The sequence below is a fragment of the Leptotrichia sp. oral taxon 221 genome, assembly GCF_018128245.1.
Classification (GTDB): domain Bacteria; phylum Fusobacteriota; class Fusobacteriia; order Fusobacteriales; family Leptotrichiaceae; genus JABCPH02.
In genome coordinates, this window is sequence record NZ_CP072378.1 from 1 (window position 1) to 23019 (window position 23019).

Annotated in this window: 22 protein-coding genes and 1 pseudogene; 21 read left to right on the plus strand and 2 right to left on the minus strand. The window is 29.5% G+C overall.

The features are described from left to right. Nucleotides 1-450 precede the first annotated feature (450 nt). From rpmH to J4863_RS00065, 13 genes are all read left to right on the plus strand, one after another. Nucleotides 451-588 carry a 50S ribosomal protein L34 gene (gene rpmH / locus J4863_RS00005; RefSeq protein WP_211618426.1) on the plus strand — a complete coding sequence of 46 codons (138 nt, stop codon included), beginning with the start codon at nt 451-453 and terminating at the stop codon, nt 586-588. A 56-nt stretch (nt 589-644) separates the two neighbouring features. Next, nucleotides 645-974, plus strand: coding sequence for a ribonuclease P protein component (gene rnpA, locus J4863_RS00010; RefSeq protein ID WP_211618427.1), 330 nt, complete (start codon nt 645-647; stop codon nt 972-974). Further along, nucleotides 971-1180, plus strand: coding sequence for a membrane protein insertion efficiency factor YidD (gene yidD / locus J4863_RS00015; RefSeq protein ID WP_211618428.1), 210 nt, complete (start codon nt 971-973; stop codon nt 1178-1180). The genes rnpA and yidD overlap by 4 nt, the downstream gene beginning before the upstream one ends. Nucleotides 1181-1202: 22 nt before the next feature. Further along, nucleotides 1203-1859: a YidC/Oxa1 family membrane protein insertase gene (locus J4863_RS00020; RefSeq protein ID WP_211618429.1), complete on the plus strand. Its 657-nt coding sequence runs from the start codon at nt 1203-1205 to the stop codon at nt 1857-1859. Between the two features lie 3 nt (nt 1860-1862). Next, nucleotides 1863-2708 carry a R3H domain-containing nucleic acid-binding protein gene (locus J4863_RS00025; RefSeq protein WP_211618430.1) on the plus strand — a complete coding sequence of 282 codons (846 nt, stop codon included), beginning with the start codon at nt 1863-1865 and terminating at the stop codon, nt 2706-2708. A gap of 14 nt (nt 2709-2722) precedes the next feature. Next, nucleotides 2723-4090: a tRNA uridine-5-carboxymethylaminomethyl(34) synthesis GTPase MnmE gene (gene mnmE / locus J4863_RS00030; RefSeq protein WP_211618431.1), complete on the plus strand. Its 1368-nt coding sequence runs from the start codon at nt 2723-2725 to the stop codon at nt 4088-4090. Between the two features lie 152 nt (nt 4091-4242). Then, complete coding sequence (gyrB, locus tag J4863_RS00035; RefSeq protein WP_211618432.1) at nt 4243-6225, plus strand: DNA topoisomerase (ATP-hydrolyzing) subunit B; 1983 nt, start codon at nt 4243-4245, stop codon at nt 6223-6225. A gap of 51 nt (nt 6226-6276) precedes the next feature. After that, nucleotides 6277-8838, plus strand: a complete 2562-nt coding sequence (gene gyrA / locus J4863_RS00040; protein WP_211618433.1) for a DNA gyrase subunit A — start codon at nt 6277-6279, stop codon at nt 8836-8838. A gap of 24 nt (nt 8839-8862) precedes the next feature. Then, the gene (locus J4863_RS00045; RefSeq protein WP_211618434.1) at nt 8863-9618 is read left to right on the plus strand and encodes a GntR family transcriptional regulator; all 756 of its coding nucleotides are present in this window, start codon (nt 8863-8865) and stop codon (nt 9616-9618) included. 281 nt (nt 9619-9899) lie between these two features. Then, entirely contained in the window at nt 9900-10349 is a 450-nt protein-coding gene (locus J4863_RS00050; protein WP_211618435.1) for a YfcE family phosphodiesterase, read from the plus strand. Nucleotides 10350-10522: 173 nt separating this feature from the next. Further along, on the plus strand, nt 10523-11182 hold the full coding sequence (locus J4863_RS00055; protein WP_211618436.1) for a thiamine diphosphokinase: 660 nt from the start codon (nt 10523-10525) through the stop codon (nt 11180-11182). Between the two features lie 63 nt (nt 11183-11245). Further along, nucleotides 11246-12484 carry an RluA family pseudouridine synthase gene (locus tag J4863_RS00060; protein ID WP_211618437.1) on the plus strand — a complete coding sequence of 413 codons (1239 nt, stop codon included), beginning with the start codon at nt 11246-11248 and terminating at the stop codon, nt 12482-12484. A gap of 76 nt (nt 12485-12560) precedes the next feature. Next, nucleotides 12561-13934 carry an MATE family efflux transporter gene (locus J4863_RS00065; RefSeq protein WP_211618438.1) on the plus strand — a complete coding sequence of 458 codons (1374 nt, stop codon included), beginning with the start codon at nt 12561-12563 and terminating at the stop codon, nt 13932-13934. 32 nt (nt 13935-13966) lie between these two features. Here J4863_RS00065 and J4863_RS00070 read toward each other — a convergent pair whose 3' ends face one another. Further along, on the minus strand, nt 13967-14380 hold the full coding sequence (locus J4863_RS00070) for a hypothetical protein (protein WP_211618439.1): 414 nt from the start codon (nt 14378-14380) through the stop codon (nt 13967-13969). 75 nt (nt 14381-14455) lie between these two features. Next, nucleotides 14456-15235, minus strand: coding sequence for an SDR family oxidoreductase (locus J4863_RS00075; protein ID WP_211618440.1), 780 nt, complete (start codon nt 15233-15235; stop codon nt 14456-14458). A 247-nt stretch (nt 15236-15482) separates the two neighbouring features. Between J4863_RS00075 and J4863_RS00080 the strand changes: the two genes are divergently transcribed. The 8 genes and pseudogenes from J4863_RS00080 (at nt 15483) to J4863_RS09375 (ending at nt 22982) form a co-directional block, all read left to right on the plus strand. Beyond that, complete coding sequence (locus J4863_RS00080; protein WP_211618441.1) at nt 15483-15848, plus strand: MerR family transcriptional regulator; 366 nt, start codon at nt 15483-15485, stop codon at nt 15846-15848. Between the two features lie 35 nt (nt 15849-15883). Then, nucleotides 15884-16621, plus strand: coding sequence for an endonuclease (locus J4863_RS00085; RefSeq protein WP_211618442.1), 738 nt, complete (start codon nt 15884-15886; stop codon nt 16619-16621). 404 nt (nt 16622-17025) lie between these two features. Next, nucleotides 17026-18042 (plus strand): type I glyceraldehyde-3-phosphate dehydrogenase, encoded by a 1017-nt coding sequence (gap, locus tag J4863_RS00090; protein WP_211618443.1) that lies wholly within the window; start codon nt 17026-17028, stop codon nt 18040-18042. Between the two features lie 119 nt (nt 18043-18161). Then, nucleotides 18162-18272 (plus strand): annotated as a pseudogene (locus J4863_RS09370) (sugar O-acetyltransferase); the annotation flags it as partial. Nucleotides 18273-18316: 44 nt separating this feature from the next. Next, on the plus strand, nt 18317-19324 hold the full coding sequence (locus tag J4863_RS00095; RefSeq protein ID WP_211618444.1) for an FUSC family protein: 1008 nt from the start codon (nt 18317-18319) through the stop codon (nt 19322-19324). Nucleotides 19325-19746: 422 nt separating this feature from the next. After that, complete coding sequence (locus tag J4863_RS00100) at nt 19747-21450, plus strand: ABC-ATPase domain-containing protein (RefSeq protein WP_211618445.1); 1704 nt, start codon at nt 19747-19749, stop codon at nt 21448-21450. 81 nt (nt 21451-21531) lie between these two features. Beyond that, on the plus strand, nt 21532-22854 hold the full coding sequence (locus J4863_RS00105) for a prolyl oligopeptidase family serine peptidase (protein WP_249111526.1): 1323 nt from the start codon (nt 21532-21534) through the stop codon (nt 22852-22854). Continuing rightward, the gene (locus tag J4863_RS09375) at nt 22794-22982 is read left to right on the plus strand and encodes a hypothetical protein (protein WP_249111527.1); all 189 of its coding nucleotides are present in this window, start codon (nt 22794-22796) and stop codon (nt 22980-22982) included. The genes J4863_RS00105 and J4863_RS09375 overlap by 61 nt, the downstream gene beginning before the upstream one ends. The last annotated feature ends 37 nt before the right edge of the window (nt 22983-23019 follow it).

Sequence of the window (23019 nt, forward strand, 5' to 3'; positions counted from 1 at the left end):
TTTTTGTAATTTTTAATTTAAAAATTTTTACTCAAAAAATAAATTTACTTATTAAAAATATTTTACAAATTTTATGAAATACATTTTTATATAAAACATATTTTTAAAATTTCAAATTTAAAAAATTTTTAGAAAATAAATCAATTCTCAAAAATATAAAAAATATATTTTTAAATTAAATCTTTCTACAAAATATTTTTATTAATTTTTATTTTCAAAAATATAATTTACAATTTTGTTTAAAAAAATTTTTCTAAAATAATAAAAAGTAAAAATCCTTTTACAAATTTTATTTTTTTAATTTAAAATATTGAAAAAGTATCAAATACTTCTTGACTTTTTTTGAAAATTTGTTTATTATATATCGTAAACAGTTTATTAAAAAATGTTATTTAAAAATGTAAATAAATAAACTAGTAAAAATAAAATTAATTTTAGAAAGGAAGAGAGATGACAAAAAGAACATATCAACCAAATAAAAGAAAAAGAAAAAAAGACCACGGATTTAGATTAAGAATGAAAACTAAAAGTGGAAGAAATGTATTAAAAAGAAGAAGAGCAAAAGGAAGAGCTAAATTATCAGCATAACCCGGTGAATAAAAAGCAGCACCGGGCTTTTTAAAACAGAAAAGAGTTAAGAGAAAATGTCTATAAAAAAAATAAAAAATTCAAAAGAGTTTTCTTTAGTTTACAATAATTCAAAAAAAATTTATACAAAATATGCGATTGTTTTCGTAAGGAATAATGAAAATGAGGAACAAAGATTCGGATTTGTTGCAAGTAAGAAGACTGGAAATGCTGTTCAAAGAAATAGAATAAAAAGACTTTTTAGAGAATTTGTAAAAGAAAATGGGCAGAATTTAAAAAAGAATTCGGATTATGTGTTTGTAGGCAAATCAATTTTGAAAGAAAATATAAAAAATATAAAATATAAAGATATTGAAAAAGATTTATTGAAGGTGACGAGAAAATGAAACAAATTCTATTGTTTTTAATTAAAATTTATCAGAATTTTTTTTCAGGAGCTTTTGGTAGAAGATGTAGGTTTTACCCAACCTGTTCTGAATATTCAAGACAAGCAATTACAAAATATGGAGCGATTAAAGGAACTTTTTTGAGTGTAAAAAGAATACTGAAGTGTCATCCATTTCATAAAGGTGGATACGATCCCTTAAAATAAAATAATATGGAGGAACTAATTCATGTTTAAAATACCGTTTTTGGTAGATTTAGCAGTAAATTTATTAAAAGGAATTACTAATATAGTTGGAAATTATGGTGTTGCGATAATTATTTTAACTATAATGATGAGAATATTAATATTTCCATTGACTTTAAAGCAAGAGAAGTCGATGAAAAAAATGAGAGAAATTCAACCAGAATTGGATAAATTGAAAGAGAAATATAAAGATAATCCGCAAGAATTTCAAAAAAGAACAGCGGAAGTTTATAAGGAAAATGGGGTAAATCCATTAGGTGGATGTTTGCCATTGTTAATTCAAATGCCAATATTTGTGGCTTTATATTATGCGCTTATTGGAAATGCAATCCCTAATGATGCAACTTTTTTATGGTTTAATTTGAAAAAACCAGATGCGTTATTTCAAATTACAAATACATTGTCGTTTAATTTGTTGCCAATTTTAAATACAGCAGCAACTTTTGTACAACAAAAAATTATGACTGGTAGCACAGGTGATAAGCAAGAAAATAATCCAATGCAATCAATGCTTTATACAATGCCATTGATGATGTTATTTATTTTCTATAGAATGCCTTCGGGAGTAACTTTATACTACTTATTCTCAACGATTTTTTCTGTTATTCAACAATATTTCATTATGAAAGGAAGAAATTAGGTAATGGATAAAATAATCTTAAAAGCACAAAATGAAGAAGAATTAAACAGTATGATAAAAAGATCGCTTACTTTAGGAGAGGACGAAACTTATAAAGTAAAGGTCTTAAAATATCCTAAAAAGATATTGTTTGTTAGTATAAAAGGTGAATATGAAGTAGAAATAGTGAAAAAATCTCAAGTTGAGGATTTGAAAAATGAGCACTTGAAAAAAAGAGAAAGTAAAAATGAAAATATTACTTTAAAACCTAGATTACAAACTAAAAATGAAAATAAAGAAAATGACAAAAAAAATTCTGAAAGAAGAAATTCTAGTTCAAAAGATTTTCAAAAAAATAAAATTGTAAAAAGAAAAGAAGAAAACAAAGAAACTGTATTAGAAAAACAAATTGATGCTAATGATGCAAATGTTAGCAAAATTAGAAGTTTTATAAAAGAGTTTTTGGTTAATTCTAAATTGGAAATAGTAATAGTTGATATCGCTAAAGAAGGTGACAAATATATTGTTAATGTGGATGGAAAAGATATGAGATATTTAATTGGTGAAAAAGGAAGTTCATTGAATAGTATTGAGTATTTGTTAAGTTCAGTTAAATCTTTAAAACATTTGAAAGTTGTTATTGATTCAAATAATTACAAACAAAAAAGAGAAGCTTCTTTGAGAGAATTAGCTAGAAAAAAAGGTAAAAAAGTGTTGGATTCAGGAAAAACTGTAAAATTGAATCCTATGTCAGCTAGAGAAAGAAAGATAATACATGAAGAAATATCATTTATCAAAGGGTTAGAAACTGAAAGTGTAGGAGAAGATCCTAAAAGATATTTGGTAATTAAAAAAACAAAAAATAAATAGAATGAGGTATGACGATGTTATTTGATACAATTGCAGCAATTTCAACGCCTAAAGGTGAAGGTGGAATTGGTATAATAAGAATATCGGGAGATAAATCATTTGAAATTTTAGATAAAATATTTAAGCCTAAAAACCCAAATAGAGATTTGGGTTTTTATCAGTTTAATTATGGATTTATTCACGATGGAGAAAAAGTAATAGATGAATCGATGGTTGTGAGAATGAAGGCACCGAAAACATATACTTGTGAGGATGTTGTTGAGATTAATTGTCATGGTGGACAATTTGTTACTCAAAAGGTGTTGGAATTGGTTCTTAAAAATGGTGCTAGACATGCTGAGCAAGGGGAATTTACAAAAAGAGCATTTATGAATGGGAGAATTGATTTGTCGCAAGCAGAGGCGGTAATGGACTTGATACAAGGGAAAACTGAGAAGAGTATCTCGCTTTCTTTAGATCAATTGAGAGGAGATTTGAGGGATAAGATTAATAGCTTTAAAAAGGCGTTGCTGGATATTACGGCGCATGTTAATGTTGTTTTGGATTATCCTGAGGAAGGGATTGATGATCCGTTGCCAGTTGAGTTAAGAGATAACTTAGAGGCGGTTTATGAAGAGGCTACTCGACTTATAGAATCTTATGATAAAGGTAAAAAAATAAAAGAGGGGATAAAAACAGTTATTGTTGGAAAACCAAATGTTGGGAAGTCTACGCTTTTAAATTCGTTGTTGAGGGAAGAGAGAGCGATAGTAACTCATGTTGCGGGAACTACGAGAGATGTGATTGAGGAAGTTATTAACATAAAAGGGATTCCGTTAGTATTAGTAGATACGGCTGGAATTAGACAGACAGATGATATTGTTGAAAATATTGGTGTTGAAAAATCGAAGGAATTTATTGAAAAAGCTGATTTAGTGTTATTGGTTTTGGATGCCTCGAGAGAATTGGAAGATGAAGACCGTGAAGTAATTAATCAGATTAATGAAAATCATAAAAAAGTAATTGTTTTATTGAATAAAATTGATTTGGAAAGAAAAATCGATTTGGATGAATATAATTTTGAAAATATTGTGGAAATTTCAGCACAAAAAAATGTTGGAATTGAGGATATGGAAGAAAAAATTTATTCGTTCATTGTAGATGAAAAGGTGGAAGATTCGTCTGAAAAATTGATAATTACTAATGTTCGGCATAAAACGGCACTTGAAAAGACGAAGGATGCGATAAGAAATATTTTTGAAACAATAGATATGGGACTTCCGATGGATTTGATTTCTGTGGACTTAAAAGAGGCGCTAGATTCATTGTCTGAAATTACTGGAGAAATTTCTTCAGAGGATATTTTAGATCATGTCTTTGGAAATTTCTGTGTTGGAAAATAAATTTGAGAAAAATAAAAAAATTAAGTGAATTAAAACAATAAATAAACTTAAGAAGTGTATAATAGAAGTAGCGTAAAAAATAATTTATTCAAAATGACAAGTTAAAGTAATTGGAAAAGTAAATAATAGTGAAAAGGGAGGAATTTGTAAAAATGGCTAATAATTATGGAGCCGAGAGTATTACGGTTTTAGAAGGGTTGGAAGCGGTAAGAAAGAGACCTGGAATGTATATAGGATCGACTTCTTCAAAAGGATTGCACCATTTGGTGTGGGAAATTGTTGATAATAGTGTGGATGAGGCTTTGGCTGGGATTTGTGATAATATAACAGTGAAAATTTTAGAAGGAAATATTATCGAAGTAACAGACAATGGTCGTGGAATACCAGTAGCAATGCATAAAACTGGGAAATCTACATTGGAAGTTGTAATGACAGTGCTTCATGCTGGAGGTAAATTTGATAACGATAACTATAAAGTGTCTGGGGGACTTCACGGAGTAGGTATTTCCGTTGTAAATGCGTTGTCTGAATGGGTTGAAGCAACTGTAACTAGAGATGGACAAATTGTGAGACAGACTTACAAAAGAGGAGTTCCTACATCAGCACCTGAAAAAATTGGGGACGCACCAGAAGATGCACATGGTACAATTATTAAATTTAAAGCAGATGATGAAATATTTGAAACAACGGTTTATGATTTTTCGGTTTTAGAATCGAGATTAAAAGAGTTGGCTTATTTGAATAAAGGTTTGAAAATCAAGTTGGTTGATGCAAGAAAACCTGATGAGATTAGAGAAGAAGATTTTCATTTTGAAGGTGGAATAAAAGACTTTTTGAGAGAGATTACTAATGAAGAAAAAATCGTGGAAGATGTAATTTACATGGCAGATTCTTATGAAACGCAACCAGCAAAAGAAGTAGAAGCTGTAGATGAAGACGGAAATGTTTTTATAAAAAAAGTTGGAGCTAAAATTGTTGAAGTGGAAATTGCTATGAGTTATACTACTGCTCAAAGAGAAATTGTTTATTCATTTGTAAATAATATAAATACTCATGAAGGTGGAACGCATGTAAGTGGGTTTAGAACAGCTTTAACAAGAACAGTGAATGATATTGCAAAAGAAATGAAATTGATTAAGGAAAAAGGTGGATCATTCCAAGGGACAGATGTTAGAGAAGGGTTAGTTTGCGTAATTAGTGTGAAAATACCTGAGCCACAATTTGAAGGGCAAACAAAAACTAAATTAGGAAATAGTGAAGTTTCAGGAATTGTTTCGAATATTGTTGGAAATAAATTGAAATTCTATTTGGAAGATCATCCGAAAGCAACAGAAAAAATTATTGAAAAAATGTTGATGTCGAAAAAAGCTAGAGAAGCGGCTAAAAAAGCTAGAGAGTTAGTTTTGAGAAAAAGTAATCTTGAAGTTGGTTCATTGCCAGGGAAATTAGCTGATTGTTCGTCAAAAGATCCGTCAGAATCAGAAATTTTCATAGTTGAGGGGAATTCAGCTGGAGGTTCTGCAAAACAAGGTAGAGATAGAAGATTCCAAGCGATTTTGCCTTTGAGAGGAAAAATTTTGAATGTAGAAAAATCGGGGATTCACAAAGCGCTTGAAAATGCAGAAATTAGAGATATGATAACAGCATTTGGAGCTGGATTTGGTGATGATATAAATCTTGAAAAATTGAGATATCATAAAATTGTAATAATGACAGATGCGGATGTTGATGGAGCACATATTAGAACATTGATGCTAACGTTCTTTTACAGACATTTGAGAGAGTTAATTGATGAAGGGTATATTTATATAGCGCAACCGCCTTTATACAAAATACAGGCTGGTAGAGCGGTTAGATACGCGTATTCTGATGACCAATTAAAACAAGTGACAAAAGTTCTTGAAAATGAGAATAGAAAATATACAGTTCAAAGATATAAAGGATTGGGAGAAATGAATCCTGAGCAATTGTGGGAAACTACGTTGGATCCAGAAGTGAGAACATTGTTGAAAGTATCGATGGAAGATGCATCTTATGCTGATAAAATGTTTAATATTTTAATGGGAGATAAAGTAGAGCCAAGAAGAAAATTCATTGAAGATAATGCAAGTTATGTTAAGAATTTGGATATTTAGTTGTGAAATGATGAGGTTAGTGATGAACTAAAAACGAGGAGGAGAAAATAAATGTCTGATGATTTCAGAGATGAAGATAAAAAAGAAAACGAAGAGATAAATGAAAATGACGATAAAGAAATAATTGTAGATGGATTACCAAAAACTACTGATTTATCGAATGAACAAAATGTGTATATAGAAGACGAGATAAAATCTGCGTACTTAGATTACTCGATGAGTGTTATTGTAAGTCGTGCGTTGCCAGATGTAAGGGATGGATTAAAACCTGTTCACAGAAGAATTCTTTTTGCAATGAATGAAATGGGAATGAGCCACAAAACGCCATTTAAAAAATCAGCGAGAATTGTTGGGGACGTTTTAGGGAAATTTCACCCTCACGGAGATTCGTCTGTATATGGTGCGATGGTAAGAATGGCACAAGATTTTAATATGAGATATGAATTAATCGATGGTCACGGAAACTTTGGATCGATTGATGGTGATGAAGCTGCGGCGATGAGATATACTGAGGCGAGAATGGCTAAAATTACTGAAGAATTATTGGCAGATATCGGAAAAGATACGATTGATTATAGAAAAAACTTTGATGAAAGTTTAGATGAACCAGTGGTTTTACCAGCAAAATTGCCTAATTTATTGTTAAATGGAGCGAATGGGATTGCTGTAGGGATGGCAACAAATATTCCGCCACATAATTTAGGAGAAGTAGTTGATGGAATTGTAGCATTGATTGATAATCCAGAAATTTCGATAGATGAGTTAATCGGTTACATAAAAGGTCCTGATTTTCCGACAGGTGGAATTATAAATGGTAGACAAGGAATTTATGATGCGTACAGAACAGGACGTGGTAGGTTAATCGTTGCGGGTCGTGTAGAAATTGAAAAAGCAAAAAATGGGAAAGAGTCAATAATTGTAACTGAATTGCCATATCAAGTGAATAAATCTAGATTTATCGAAAGAATTGCAAATTTAGTAAAACAAAAAAGATTGACTGGAATTTCAGATTTAAGAGATGAAACTGACAGAGACGGAATTAGAATTGTTATCGAGTTGAAAAAAGGTGAAGAAAGTGAGTTAGTATTAAATAATTTGTATAAATTCACTGATTTGCAAAATACTTTTGGAGTGATAATGTTGGCGTTGGTAAACAATGCACCAAAAGTCTTGAATTTAAAACAGATTTTGGAAAAATATTTAGAGCATAGATATGAGGTTATTACGAGAAGAGTAAAATTTGAGCTTAATAAGGCTAAAAATAGGGCTCATATTTTGGAAGGATTTAAAATAGCACTTGATAATATTGAAGAAGTTATTAGAATTATTAGAGCTGCAAAAGATGCGAATATTGCGAAAGCTAATTTAATAGAGGCTTTTTCATTCTCAGAAATTCAAGCAAAAGCAATTTTAGATATGAGATTGCAAAGATTGACTGGATTGGAAAGAGATAAAATTAATGAAGAATACAACGAATTGATGTTATTAATTGAAGAATTAAATGCAATTTTAGCTGATGATTCGAAAATATATGGTATAATTAAAGAGGAGGCTATTAAGTTAAAAGAAGATTTTGGTGATGATAGAAAAACTGAAATTAGAAATACGAGAGCCGAAATTACGATTGAAGATTTGATTAAAGATGAAGAAGTTGTAGTGACTTTGACTGAAAAAGGTTATGTTAAGAGAATACCTATTGATTCGTACCGTTCGCAAAGAAGAGGTGGCGTAGGAGTTAATGCGACAAATACGATTGAAGATGACGTTGTAAAAGATATGTATATTGCCAAAAACTTGGATACATTGCTTATATTTACGACAAAAGGAAAAGTATTTAGCATAAAAGTTTACGAAATTCCAGAAACTGGAAAACAAGCTCGTGGTAAATTAATTGGAAATATTATCAAATTATCTGAAGATGAAAGTGTTAGTACGGTAATAAAAGTTCGTGAATTTGAAAAAGATAGAAATTTATTCTTTGTAACACGAAACGGAGTTGTTAAAAAATCTGAATTAACATTGTTTGGAAATATTAATAAAAATGGAAAACGTGCTATACGATTAAATGATGATGATGAAGTTATGTATATTGGACTTACAAGTGGTACAGGAGAAGATGAAATTTTTGCTGCAACTAGAAATGGAATTGCTATGAGATTTTCTGAAAAAGAAGTTAGAAGCATGGGAACTGCTGCTGCTGGAGTTAAAGGAATAACTCTTCGTGATGAAGATAAAGTTGTAGGTGCTGCTATCATAAATTCTCAAATGGATAATGCTGAAGTAAGAATATTGACAATTACAGAAGAAGGTTATGGAAAACGAACTAAATTATTGGAATACAGATTAACTTCTCGTGGTGGAAAAGGTATTATTAATGCTAAATTAAATGAAAAAACAGGAAAAATCGTAGATGTTAAAGTAGTTAATGAGAACGATGAAATCATGCTTATAACTTCAGAAGGAACTTTGATTAGAACTAGCGTAAATAATATATCTGTAATTGGTCGTACAGCAACTGGAGTGAGAATAATGAAAGTTAGAAACAATGAGAAAATTGCCTCAGTTGTAAAAATTACTGAAGAACCAAAATTAGATGAAGATGAACAAGAGTAAATAAGTAAAAAGGAAGTGATCTAAATGTTATCGAAAAAAGCATTATTTTTAATTACTGCAGAAAATGAAGTTGAAGCTTTGGTGGAATTTGCTAAAGTGTTTAAAAAGAAATACGGAATAGAGGCAGAAGGTCTTTATGTTAAGGATATCTTGAAATATGAAATATTTCCAATCGCAGTAGAGGGAATTGGAATTAATGTGGGGGCAAACTACGCATTCAAGGAATACAAAGAATTAGAAGAAAAAACTTTTAGACACATAAGAGAGCTAACAGCACCAGATTTTTCAAATGTTTATAGTAGAGAAGGAGAAACTGTTGAAATTGCTTTAGAAGAGTTAAAAAAATATGATATGTTAGTTGTTGTAAAAAATGATAAGGTAACTTCTATTTTGAAGGATATTATGAGAAGTGTTTACAAACCGTTGATAATATTGCCTAATCAACTAGAATTTAAGTTAGATAACTTATTATTATTAGATGATGGAGCTTACAACGCGAATAAGACATTGTTTACATTTTATAACATATTTCATGAACAAAAGGTTGATGTTTTGCGGGTAAATGTGGATTCAGAAGATAATTTGTCAGAAAGATTTGGAGAAAATTACAATTTGATTCACAAAAAAGGAGATCCCTTTAAAACAATCATGGAAACATCGAAAGATTATGATATGATTTTGATGGGAGATTTGAGATACACAATAATGGTTGAAAGAATTACTGGAAAGTTAGGTGTAAGAATTTTAGAAAATATGAAAAAACCGATTTTTATTGATTAATTATTTTGTTTTAATATTGAATGAAAGTTTTTAGACTCTCTCTAGTATGCATTTAAAACCTTAAAATTATTGAAATAATAATAGATACTAAATATTAATTGTTTGTTTTTATTACAGATAATTATTTAGAAAAATAATAAAAAAATCTAGATAAAAGAAGTTATATTATTTTTAATAGAAAATTATGTATTTTATCATATGATTTTTAAGATAAAATTAAGATGAAACTAGTATAATGTAAAAAATGAGAAAATAAAAAATTAGAAGGAGAGAGAGCATAAATGAAAGTTTTAATTTGTTCAGATAGCCACGGGAAATTGGATTATTTCCAAGATGTAATGGAATTAGAGCAGCCAGAAATTGTTATATTTGCTGGAGATCACAGTGTAGATGCATTGAATATATCATTGATGCATCATAAAATTCCATTTGCATATGTTCGTGGAAATACAGACTATGATGATGATGATGCTAAAGATGTTAGAATTTTTGATTTGATGGGTAGAAAAGTATTTTTAACTCATGGACATCTTTATGGAGTAAAAACGAATTTAAATGAGCTTGAAAAAAAAGCAAGAGAAGAAAATGCTGATATTTGTATTTTCGGGCATACTCACAGAGAGTATTTAGTAGAAAAAGATGGAACTGTTTACGTTAATCCAGGAGCATTGCAAGATAAAAAATACGTAATATACGATGGAAGAGATTTCATACAAAAAGTTTTGGATTAAATAATTAGAGGAGTTGTAGATGGCTAGTGTTATTTGCAGCTCTTTTTTATTATAAATTATTTTCTATAGAAAAATAAAAGTTTTTAATATTTTAGACTTAACTTTTGTCTTGTAAATAATCAAATAAACCAGTATAATATTAAAACAGAAAATCTGAAGTTTGGAGGGAAAAGATGAGGAAAAAATTTGTGATTTTTTTGAATGGAGAGTATAAATATTCGCAGGAATTTATGGATAGATTGGTTTCAGAAGAGACGATTTGCTTTTGTGCTGATGGTGGAGCGAATTTTGCGTTTCGGTATGGGAAGGTTCCTGAAATGATTATTGGAGATTTGGATTCGATTGAGAAAAAAGTTTTGGAATATTATAAAAGTAAAAATGTTTTGATAAAAAAATTTCCACGAGATAAGGATTTTACTGATTTTGAGTTGATTTTAGAAGAAATTAATAAAATTTCAGGAAATGAGGATTTTGTAGAAAAAATATTTATCGTTGGAGGGCTTGGAAATAGGCTTGATATGACTTTGAGTAATTTATTTTTGATGGAAAAGTATAAAAATATTGTGTTTTTATTGGAAGATGAAGAAATTTTTTATGTAGAAAAACCATTTGCCTTGAAAAATAAAAAGAACTTTGAATTTTCGATTGTTCCAATAAGTGAAAATGTGGAAAAGTTGACGCTTAAGGGATTTAAGTTTGAGACTGATGGGATTGATGTGAAAAGGGAGAGTTCTAGGCTTGTGAGTAATGTGATTTGTGAAAATGAGGCAAGTGTTGAATTTGAAAGTGGGAAATTGATTGTAATTTTGAAAAATAAAAAATTTATTTATTAAAAAATTTTGGTAATTTTGAAAACAACAAAAATTGGAAGTAATAAAAAAGGAAGTGCATAAATATTGAAAAAATTTAGGATTGAGAAGGAACATCAGAGAATGAAAATTTCCCAGTATTTGCGAGAAGTGCAGAATTATTCGGGGAGAAGTTTGAGAAATGTGGAAGTTTTTTTGAATGGGAAGCAAGTTAGGCTTACGAAAAAATTGCCGTCACATGGAAATTTGAAGGTTGTGGAGAAGAAGAAAGGGACTGATATTAAGCCGATTAAATTGCCGATTGATATTGTGTTTGAAGATGAAGATATTTTGGTTGTGAATAAGGAGCCGTTTTTGTTGACACATCCGACACAGAAAAAGGTTGATTTTACTTTGGCAAATGGGATTGTGAATCATTTTTTGGAAAAATATGGTGAAGTAAGAGTGCCACGATTTTATAACAGACTCGATATGAATACATCTGGATTGATTATTATTGCTAAAAACAGTTTTGCACAGGCGTTTTTGCAAAACTTTTCGATTTTTGAGAAAAAATATTTGGCGATTGTGAATGGAATTATTGATGATGAAGAAATTTCTAGAATTAAAGATGAATTGGTAAAAGATGGGGAAAATCATAAAATTCAGGATTTTGAGAAAGAAAATTTGAAAGCTGAAGTTGAAAAAGTTAATTTTGGAAAAATGAAAAAGTATGATGAAATTGAGAAAATTGAAAATAATTCAAATTTTGAAAATAAAGATAACAAAATTGGAGAAAATATAAATTTTGACAGTAAAAAAGAAAATAATAATTTAAATCTGGAAAGTAAAAGCAATTTTGAAAATATAAATTTTAAAATAAATAAAAATATAGATTTTGACAGCAAAAATACAAAATATAATTTAAATTTGAAAGATAAAAATGATTTTAATAATGAAATTTTGGAAAAAAATGGAACAAATAAAATAATTATCGAAAGACGGATTTTTCGAGATGGCGATAATTTGGAGAGAATTATTGACGAGAGAGGTCAGTATGCGAAAACGGCTGTAAAAGTGTTGAAAACTTATCCTGAAAAAAATGTGACGCTTGTGGAATGTGAGCTTTTTACGGGAAGAACACATCAAATTCGTGTGCATTTGAAATCAATTGGGCATACAATTGTTGGGGATGAGCTTTATGGAAATGGCTTAAATAAAGAGCTTGGGATAAATAGACAATTTTTACATGCTTACAAGGTAAAATTTACACATCCTGCGAGTAAAGAGGAAGTTGAATTGGAAATACCTATTTTTACTGATATGAAAGACTTTTTAGAAAAATAATTTTTATTAGTTGAGATAAATAATTTTACAGAATAACGATAGATAAAGAATAATTAAAATTAAAGAAAGGAGAAAAATGAAAAAATTTAATTTTTCTGTTGATTTAATAAACGACAGCATTTTGAAATCACTATTGATTTTTTCAATACCAATTTTAGTGTCAAATATTTTTCAGCAACTTTACAATATGGCGGACATTGCTATTGTTGGACATACTTTAGGAGACAATTCACTTGCAGCAATTGGGGCCTCAGCAGCAATTTTTGAGCTAATTTTTGGTTTTGCGCTTGGAATTGGGAATGGGCTTAGTATGGTTGCAGCTAGAAGTTACGGAGCGAATAATAAAAATCTTTTGAAAAAATCGGTTGCAGGTTCGATTGTTATTGGACTTATGGTAACAATTGCCGTGATGATTTTATCAAGATTTATTTTAATGCCGTTGCTAAAAATTTTACACACACCTGAAAATATCATAAATGAAGCATTTGAATACATAAATATTATAACAATGTTCATAGGAGTAACTTTTTCCTATAACTTGTCATCAGGACTTTTGAGAGCAATCGGAAACAGTTTTATGTCGCTTGTATTTTTAGTAATTGCCTCAATTTTGAATATTTTTCTTGATATTTATTTCATAACTTCCTTAAAAATGGGAATTGGTGGTGCTGCAGTCGCAACTGTTATCGCACAAGCAATATCTGTAATTTTAAGCGTAATTTATATTTACATAAAAGAACCAATTTTAATCCCAAGAAAAAAACATTTCCGATTCGACGCAAAATTATACAGAGAATTGCTCGGACAAGGAATCTCAATGGGATTAATGATTGCAATTGTATTAACAGGATCACTAATTTTACAATACGCAATAAACGGATTTGGCTATTTAATTATCGCTGGACACACTTCGGCAAGGAAATTAATGGGATTTTGCAACATTCCACTAACAACAATGGCACTTGCACTAGCAACCTTCGTTTCTCAAAATAAAGGAGCCGACAGAGTTGACAGAATACGAAAAGGTGTATTTTACGCAAACCTAATGGACATCTTTTTTGCAATCGGAATCACAATTTTCGTTTACCTATTTTCAAAAAATATGATTCACCTAATGTCTGGCTCAAACTCCGAAGTAGTCCTCTATAACGGTTCAACCTACCTAAAAATCGCCTCGCCATTTTTCACAATATTAGGCGTTTTATTCAACTTAAGATACGCTCTGCAAGCTTTAGGAGAAAAAGTGATCCCCCTAGTTTCCAGTATAATTGAATTTTTCGGGAAAATAATCTTTGTAATTTTTATTGTGCCAAAGTTGGGGTATTTTGGTGTAATGATTTGTGAGCCGCTGATTTGGATTGTGATGACTGGGCAGTTGGCTTGGGCGTTTTATGGGAATGAGTATATTAGGGAAAAAAACTGGAATAATAAAAAAACAGGGCATTGTTAAAATGATGTCCTGTTTTTATAATTTATGAAAAATTAATTTGTTATAAGACTGCAAAGTTTCTTGGTATCTGAAATACGATATAGATCCATTTTAGGTCTATTTTTTTTATCAAACGAATAAGATAATTTGTAATCTGAAAAAACTTGTGTTTTATCATTTAAGTTTGTAAAATAGATAGAATTTTCATTTTCTTTTACTTCGTAATCTAATTGTGAAAGTTCAAGCGAAACTTTTCCTGTTTTTAATGCTGCACGATTATCCAATATGCTAACTGAAATAGAAGGTTTACCATTTTCATTTAAGAATTTTACATAAGTAAGACCTTTAAAAATTTTGTCAACAGAATAAGGACATCTCCACAGTTCTTTGGATATTATATCAATATCAGAATTAGAAAAACTTAAACTAAAAGTCAGTAAAAACAACGCAAATATAATTTTTTTCATAAAATCACTCCTAAATAACAATTTTCGTATATTTTATAATATTTTTTTAGGAAAATCAACGATAAAAACTAATATTTAAAATTTTACATTATTTTTAGAACTAAACGCATTTTGAAAAAATTCATCGGATAAGTTAAATTCAAAAGTTTCACGGCTGATATAACCGACAGTTTTGTCGCTTTTGTAAAGTTGAATGAGAAAATCTGCCATTTCTTCGGATGTATGATAGTTTGGATAAGATTTATCATAATCAAAATCAGTTTTACCAGTTGCGACATTTCCAAAGTTAGTTTTGGTTGCAGCGGGTGCTAGGACTTTTGCTTTTAATTGTGCGTTATTTTGCTTTAATTCTAGTGCAAGTCCTTCTGTGAAGGCGTTTACGTAAAATTTTGTGGCACAGTAGACAATTCCGTTCGGAACGATTGTGTAGCCTCCTGCTGAGGAGATATTGATTAATTGAGAGCCTTTTTCGTTGTGGTAATCTTTGACATATAAGGAAGATAACAAAGTTAATGCTTCTACATTGAGATGAAGCATATCTGAAATTTTATTTAAAGGCTGCTTTTTTACATCGCCATACATTCCAAAACCTGCATTATTTATTAAAGTTTCAATGTGATAATTGTTAAATTTTGAATATAGTTCAGGGATTTTACCGACATCAGTTAAGTCAAAATCTATTACAATAATGTCTAAATTAGGATTTTTCTTCAAAATTTCGTTTTTTAGGTCTTCTAGTAAATTCTTTCTTCGTGCAATCAGAATAAGATTTTTATTTCTTTCTGCAAATTTTAGAGCCACAGCCTTTCCTATTCCCGAACTTGATCCTGTTATAACAGTATATTTTGTTTTCATAGTTATTACCTCCATAAATTTGATAAATAAAGGATAACAGTTAGAGTATAGTATAAGTCAAGCGTTTTTTAAAAAATTTTCCCAAATTAATTTTTTCTAACAAAGTTTCCATTTTACCTCCAAAATTTTTTATTTGAGTTGTTTTCATTTCATATATTTAGTATAATATAAAATAACCAAAATATTTATAATTAATATTCAACTATTATTTTTAGTTATAATAAAGAGAAGGAGAAAAAATAGAACAATGCAAATAAAGGAATTTTCAGAAAAAACAGGCTTAACTCCATATACAATAAGGTTTTATGAAAAAAAGGATCTGTTTCGTGTAAAAAGGGACGAAAAGAATAGAAGAATATATGATGAAACTGATATTGAATGGATAAAAATGTTAAAAAGATTAAAAGACATGGGAATGAAATTGAGTGAAATTAAGAAATATTCAGATTTACGATATGAAGGGAACGGAACGATAAAAGAAAGAATGAAAATTTTGACAAATCATAAAAAATATATAAACATAGAAATTGAAAAGTGGCAAAAACATTTACAAAATCTTGATGATAAACTTGAGATTTATGAAAATTATTTAAAAAGTATTTTTGAAAAATAAAAAGGTCATAAATATATAGAAATTAAGGAGAAAATATGCTTACAGATACAAATATAACTTGGGGATTTGTCTTGTTATCCCCTTTTATAATTCCAATATTAATTTTATTAACTTTCTGGTTTTTTGTTTCAAAACGAAAGTTTAATTTTCTTATTGCATTTACAATTTTATCATTATTATTTGTTATATATCTCCGTTTCCCTTATGACACAGTTAATCGTAACAGTGAACTTGAAATATCAAAAAATTTTTTGATAAAGAGAACTTTAAGCTCGGATTCGGAACATGAAGTTTATAAACTTGTAGATAAGACAAAACCTGAGGATTTAATTTTGTATTTAGATGGATTATCTAAAATTAATAATAATTGGATTGGCTATATTGAGGAAACAGATTCTTATGAAGGAAAATACGGTATCAAACCAGAAACATATTTTTTGATTAATGGTAATAAGATTGAGTATAACTTAGATGAGAAAACTTTAGAAAAAAAATTAAATCTAAAAGAAATAAAATTACAGGATGCTGAGTACTTTGTTGATAAATTTGGGAGTAAAAAAGAAATTCTGTATCAATATCAATTAGATAAAACAGGAGATTTAGATGAAAATATTTCTTTAAATTTGGAATTAAATAAAAAATTAGAAACAAAGTATAAGAAAGATAAGGTATTTTATTTGACATTTTGGAGTGGAATGTTATTTTTAGAAATTGTTTATTTGATTTTGAAAAATAGAAAAAAAGGGGAAAAAACACAAAAACTTTATATTTAAAACATAATTATGACAAATTAGGATATTTCGGTGTAATGATTTGCGAACCACTGATTTGGATTGTGATGACTGGGCAGTTGGCTTGGGCGTTTTATGGGAATGAGTACATAAGAAAAGGTACAATAGAACAAAAATAATTTTCAAATTTTATAAAAAAATTTGTAAAAAAACTTTATAGAAATAAATTTTCAATATTGCAAAAAGATAAAAAAATCATAAAATTACTATAAAAAATATAGAACTAAAACTAATTTTATAAGGATTTATCGAGTTTTCAACATAACTTATAAAAAGAAAATTAATATATTTAATCTATTGAAAAGTGAACTAATTTGTGTTATACTTTTAGTGCGAAATAATTAATATATTAACAAATATATAAAATTTTTAGGAGGTATGTTACAATGGCAAAAACTAGAGTAGCAATTAATGGATTTGGAAGAATAGGGAGATTAGCATTAAGATTAATGGCTGAACAAACTGATAAATTTGAAGTAGTAGCAATTAATGATTTAACAGATGCTAAAATGTTAGCTCACTTATTCAAATACGACTCTTCTCAAGGAAGATTCAATGGAACAATCGAAGTTAAAGAAGGAGCTTTCGTAGTAAACGGACAAGAAATTAAAACTTTCGCAAAAGCTAACCCTGAAGAATTACCTTGGGGAGAATTAAACGTAGACGTAGTATTAGAAGCTACAGGATTCTTTGCAACTAAAGAAAAAGCTGAATTACACGTTAAAGCAGGAGCTAAAAAAGTAGTTATTACTGCACCTGGTGGAAACGACGTTAAAACAGTAGTTTACAACGTAAACCACGAAATCTTAGATGGTTCAGAAACAGTTATTTCAGGAGCTTCTTGTACAACTAACTGTTTAGCACCAATGGCTAAAGCATTAAATGATAACTTCGGAGTTGTAACTGGAACAATGACAACTATTCACGCTTACACAGGAGATCAAAATACATTAGATGCACCACACAGAAAAGGTGACTTAAGAAGAGCTAGAGCTGCGGCTGTAAATATCGTACCTAACTCAACTGGAGCTGCAAAAGCAATTGGATTAGTAGTACCTGAATTAAACGGAAAATTAGATGGAGCTGCTCAAAGAGTACCTGTTCCAACTGGTTCATTAACTGAATTAGTATCTATTTTAAACAAAAAAGTAACTGTTGAAGAAGTAAATGCAGCTATGAAAGCAGCATCTAACGAATCATTCGGATACACTGAAGAACAATTAGTTTCTTCTGACATCGTTGGAATTCACTATGGATCATTATTTGATGCAACTCAAACTAAAATTGTTCAAAACGGAGATACTCAATTAGTTAAAACAGTATCTTGGTACGACAATGAAATGTCTTATACTTCTCAATTAATCAGAACTTTAGGATATTTCGCAAGCAAAATTGCTAAATAATTGACTTTAAAAAGTTTTTAGAATTATTATAGAGAATCGGCTAGAAATAGTCGATTTTTCTTTTTATAATTTGAAATTATTTTAGTTATTAGTTAAAAGAAAACTTAAAAAAAGGAACAGGAGTTACAATTGGAAATGATGTTGTAATTGCCGCAGGAAGCATCGTTACTAAAGATATTCCTTCTGGAGTTATGGCAGCTGGTGTTCCATGTAAAGTTGTAAAAAAATAACAGATTAAAAATTATAATTATTTAAAAAGGGAGGAAAGTAAATTATGATTGAAAATTTAAAATTAAAAAAAGTAAATGCTCCAAAAGATTTACCATTATTAGCAAGTTTATCAATGGCAGTACCGATATTAATTGGATTATTGTCAAATAATTTAAAATTAGGAATGACAGCTTCATTAGCAGCAATTTTAGTTGTATATTTTCCGTTAAAAGGTTCATTTTCTGAAAAAATCTTAATGCTAATGGGGTGTTCATTTGGATTCATATCAGTTTATACGATTGGATTAGTTTTTAGCTTTAACACGGTAGTTTCGGTTATAGTATTTGGAATAACAGCAGGAATTATTCACTGGATGGTTTCACATTTTAAATTAAAACCTCCAAAAGATTTCTTTTTTGTAATGATATGCTCAAATGCTATTTCAATTCCACATCAACCGATTCACAAAATTGCAGAAAATATAGGTTATATGACTTTTGGAACATTGTCAACATGTTTAGTAGTATTTTTGTATTGTTTCATAGTGAAGAAGAAATTAAATCTAGAAAAAACATTGAATATTCCTCATACTCCGCAAGAAATAAGAAAAAGTATTATTGAAGCAATCATATTTGGAATATTTTTGAGTATAGCTTTAGGAGTGGGATATTTTTTAAATTTGACAAATCCGTATTGGGTAGCAGTAGCTTGTATCGCCGTAATGCAAGGAAATTCAACTCAACATGTTTTCCAAAGAAGTGTTCAAAGAATAGTTGGGACTTTAATAGGAGTCGTTTTTTGCTGGGGAATACTTTTATTTGAAAAAAATCCATGGGAAATATGTATGCTAATAATAATCCTTCAATTTATTGTTGAATATTTAGTTCCAAGAAATTATGGAATAGCAATGATTTTTATAACGCCACTTACAATTTTTTTGTCAGAAGCAGGTACATTATTTACAAAAAGTCCTTTTTTATTTGCCGAAGGGAGACTTTTTAATACGATAATAGGTTCTTTAATAGGGATTATAGGTGGATATGTCGTATATCATGAAAAATTTAGAGAATGATTTAATTTTTTGTAAAAAATATCTTAAAATAATTAATTCTATAAATTTGGATATAATAAAAAATACTCTAATCTTAATTGATAGGGGTATTTTTTTGTTATAATACTGTGAGATTTTACCGCCTCACAATTTAAAATATGAAAGGAAGACACCAAATTATGATTAACAGGGACTTTCTAGTATTTATTATTCTAGTTGTAATTTTAACTTTCTGGTTTAATAGAACTAAATAGAAGCTGTTAATTCCTCCTTGAATATTTCAGCCTCACAAGTTAGTGCTGTTTTTTTATATAAGGGAAAAAATTGGGAAATAAAGATAAATGTGGTAAAATTATGGTAGAAATAAATATTTGTAAATAATGGACTTTTCAATAAATTGGTATAAATAATAATATAAAAAATTATTAGGAGGATTGTAAAAAATGAAAAATTATAAAGAGTTAGAAAAAATATTATTTTCAATGGATGGAAAAAGTTATTCAGCGTATAAATCTCTAAAGGGAGAATATAAATTTCCAAAGTATGTTCTTGCAATTGACCATGTCCAATCAGATCCTTACGCTCCGCCTTCAAGAATGCGAATTATAATGGATAGAAAAATTTCAGGAATTCCTTATGAATTAACAGATACAAAGGAGAAAAATATTGCAGTTTCAGATTTTCTTACAAGAAATTTTTACAAGGAAATTCAAAAAAATGGAAATGATAGTTCAGGAACTGGAGGAAGCGGAAGGATTTTTATTGATAAATGTGGGCAAGAAATTTTGGAAAGAACGTCAGTTTTAATAAAGGAAGATAAAATCGAAGTTAGATTTGAAATGGGAATGCCAGCAAGAGGTAGACGAATAATGGGAAAAGCTGCACAAAAAATTATTTTTGAACAGTTACCTAAAATTGTTGAAAAATCTATTATATATGATAATTTGAAGAAAGAAGCCTTAAAAGAGCAAATAGTTTTAGTATTAGACCAAGAATACATAAGAAAAATATTGAAAGAAAAAGGATTAGTAACATTTGTAGCTAACGATTCGATACTTCCACGTGAAAACGGAATTTCAGATAAACCTATGAAAAATGCAGTCAAATTCAAAAGTCCAGAAAAATTTGAAATTACGTTAAATCTTCCTAGTGGAAAAGAAGTATCTGGAATGGGGATTCCAAAAGGAATTACACTAATTGTAGGGGGAGGTTATCACGGGAAATCCACTTTATTAGCAGCTCTCGAACGAGGAATTTATAATCACGTTGCTCAAGATGGACGTGAATTCATAATTTCTGAAACAGATGCAGTAAAAATACGTGCAGAAGATGGAAGAAATGTAGAAAAAGTAAATATCAGCGGATTTATCAACAATTTACCAGGAAATAAAGATACCATAGCCTTTTCAACTGAAAATGCAAGCGGAAGCACTTCACAAGCAGCAAATGTAGCGGAAGCACTAGAATACGGAACTTCTTTACTTTTAATAGATGAAGACACTTCAGCCACAAATTTTATGATTCGTGATGGAAGAATGCAAAAACTTGTTGCAAAGGAAAAAGAACCTATAACGCCATTTATTGATAGAGTAAAAGAACTTTATGACAATTTTGGAGTTTCTACGATATTGATTGTCGGCGGTTCTGGAGATTATTTTGATGTGGCAAATCATGTTATAACGATGGATGAATATATACCAAAAGATGTAACAGAAAAGGCAAAGAAAATTGCAAAATCAGATGAAAATAAGCGAGAATTTTCTCCAAATGATAAATTTCAAGGAATTACACAGCGAATTCCACTCAAAAAAAGTTTTTCACAATCAGGAAAATTAGATAAAACAAAAGCTAAAGGGAAATACAGCATTCTATATGGAAAGGAATTAATCGACATTTCAGGACTGGAGCAACTTGTGGATGACAGCCAAACAAACTGTATTGCCGTAATGATTGACTATTTTAAAAATAAAGTACTAGATGAAAAATTGACACTTTCGCAAGCGGCTAATAGGATTTATGAAAAGATTCAAAAGGATGGACTTGATTCAATTTCTTCGTACGTAGGACATCCAGGAAATTTGGCATTGCCTAGAAAACAGGAATTTTGTGCGGCAGTGAATAGATATAGGAAGTTGAAAATAAAATAGTTTATTTTTAAATTTTTACTTTGTTTAATAATTTTATTAATTAAATTTGAAATAAAAAATATTGTAGAGGAAGTGATGGTTATGAGAACTAAAGTATTGGTATTTGTAGGTTTGTTTTTTGTAAGTATGTTAGGAATTGCATCAGAATTAGTTTTTAAAGGTGGAGAATTAGTTTTTAAAAGTGGATATGACTTTAATACATATTCATATTCATTAAAGGCAAAAATATTCGATTATGGGCAGAATATAGTTTCGATTGAAATTGATACAAAAGGGCAAGGGAAAGATATTCAAAATAAACAAATTGCTAAAGGTACATTCAAGGTTTTTGCTAAGGGAACTTTACCAAAAGATACTGGGATTGTGCTTGACGAAAAAACTAAATCTCTTGGGACATTTGAAGTTGAGAGGGAAATTGAGAATATTTATGTGAATGACAAGGGAAAAATTGTTATTAACTTGAAATATGGAAAAGATGTGGCTGGATCAAATACTTTGAGTTATGTTACAGGGGATGTTTCTCGAAATGTATTGATGAACTTGGAGTATAGAGTGGAGCAAAAAAAGGAGATAAAGGGTTATAAAACAGGATTTTATAGACAAGGGAAAGTTGTTGATGAGGAAGCTGATAAATTTTTAGCAACGAAGTCTAAAAGTGGAGTGAATTATCAATATTTTAAACCTGTTAATAAAGATGATGGGAAGAAACATCCGCTTATAATCTGGTTTCATGGAAATGGTGAAGGCGGATACAAGGATTATCAGAATAATGTTTCACAAAAATTGGCAAATCGTGGGGCAGTGGCTTTTGCAGGAGATAAAGCACAAAAGATATTTGGCGGGGCTTATGTTGTGGCACCGCAGGCTGATGACACTTGGTATAACAATTATAGTAAAGGATACATAAAATCAGTAAAGGCTATGATTGATGAATTTGCTTCTGAAAATAATGTTGATAAAAATAGAATTTATATTTTTGGAGCTTCTGCTGGTGGATATATGTCATTTAGAATGATAATCGAGTATCCAGATTATTTTGCGGCATTTAGTACAAGTGCAGCTGCTCTTGATAAAGCGGCTATTTCTGGCGGAGTTGCAACTACTGCGCAGGATTTGATGAAAATAAGAAATAAACCGCTTTGGATGGTTCACGCACAAAATGATCCGACTATTTCCTACGAAAATACAAGTAAAAGAGTTTATGACGTTCTTTCAAAATATGGAGCAATACTTTCCTCTTATCCAAATGTAAAAATTGGTGAAACTGAGTACAATGGACACTGGAGCTGGATTTACAGCCTTAGAAATATGCCTGTGAATGATAAAGGTGAGCATTTATTTGAATGGATGGCAAGACAGAATTTGAAAAAGAAATTCAAAAAATCCCAAATAATGATAAAGTAATTGGACTTGACTTTTCAATGTCTGAATTATTTATCAGTTCTGAAAATCAAAGGGCTGATTATTCAAAATATTTTAGGATATTAGAAGAAGGATTGAAAAATTACAGGAATTATTATCAAGAAAAGTAAAATTTTCTAAAAATTGATATAAACAAAAAGCGAAAAT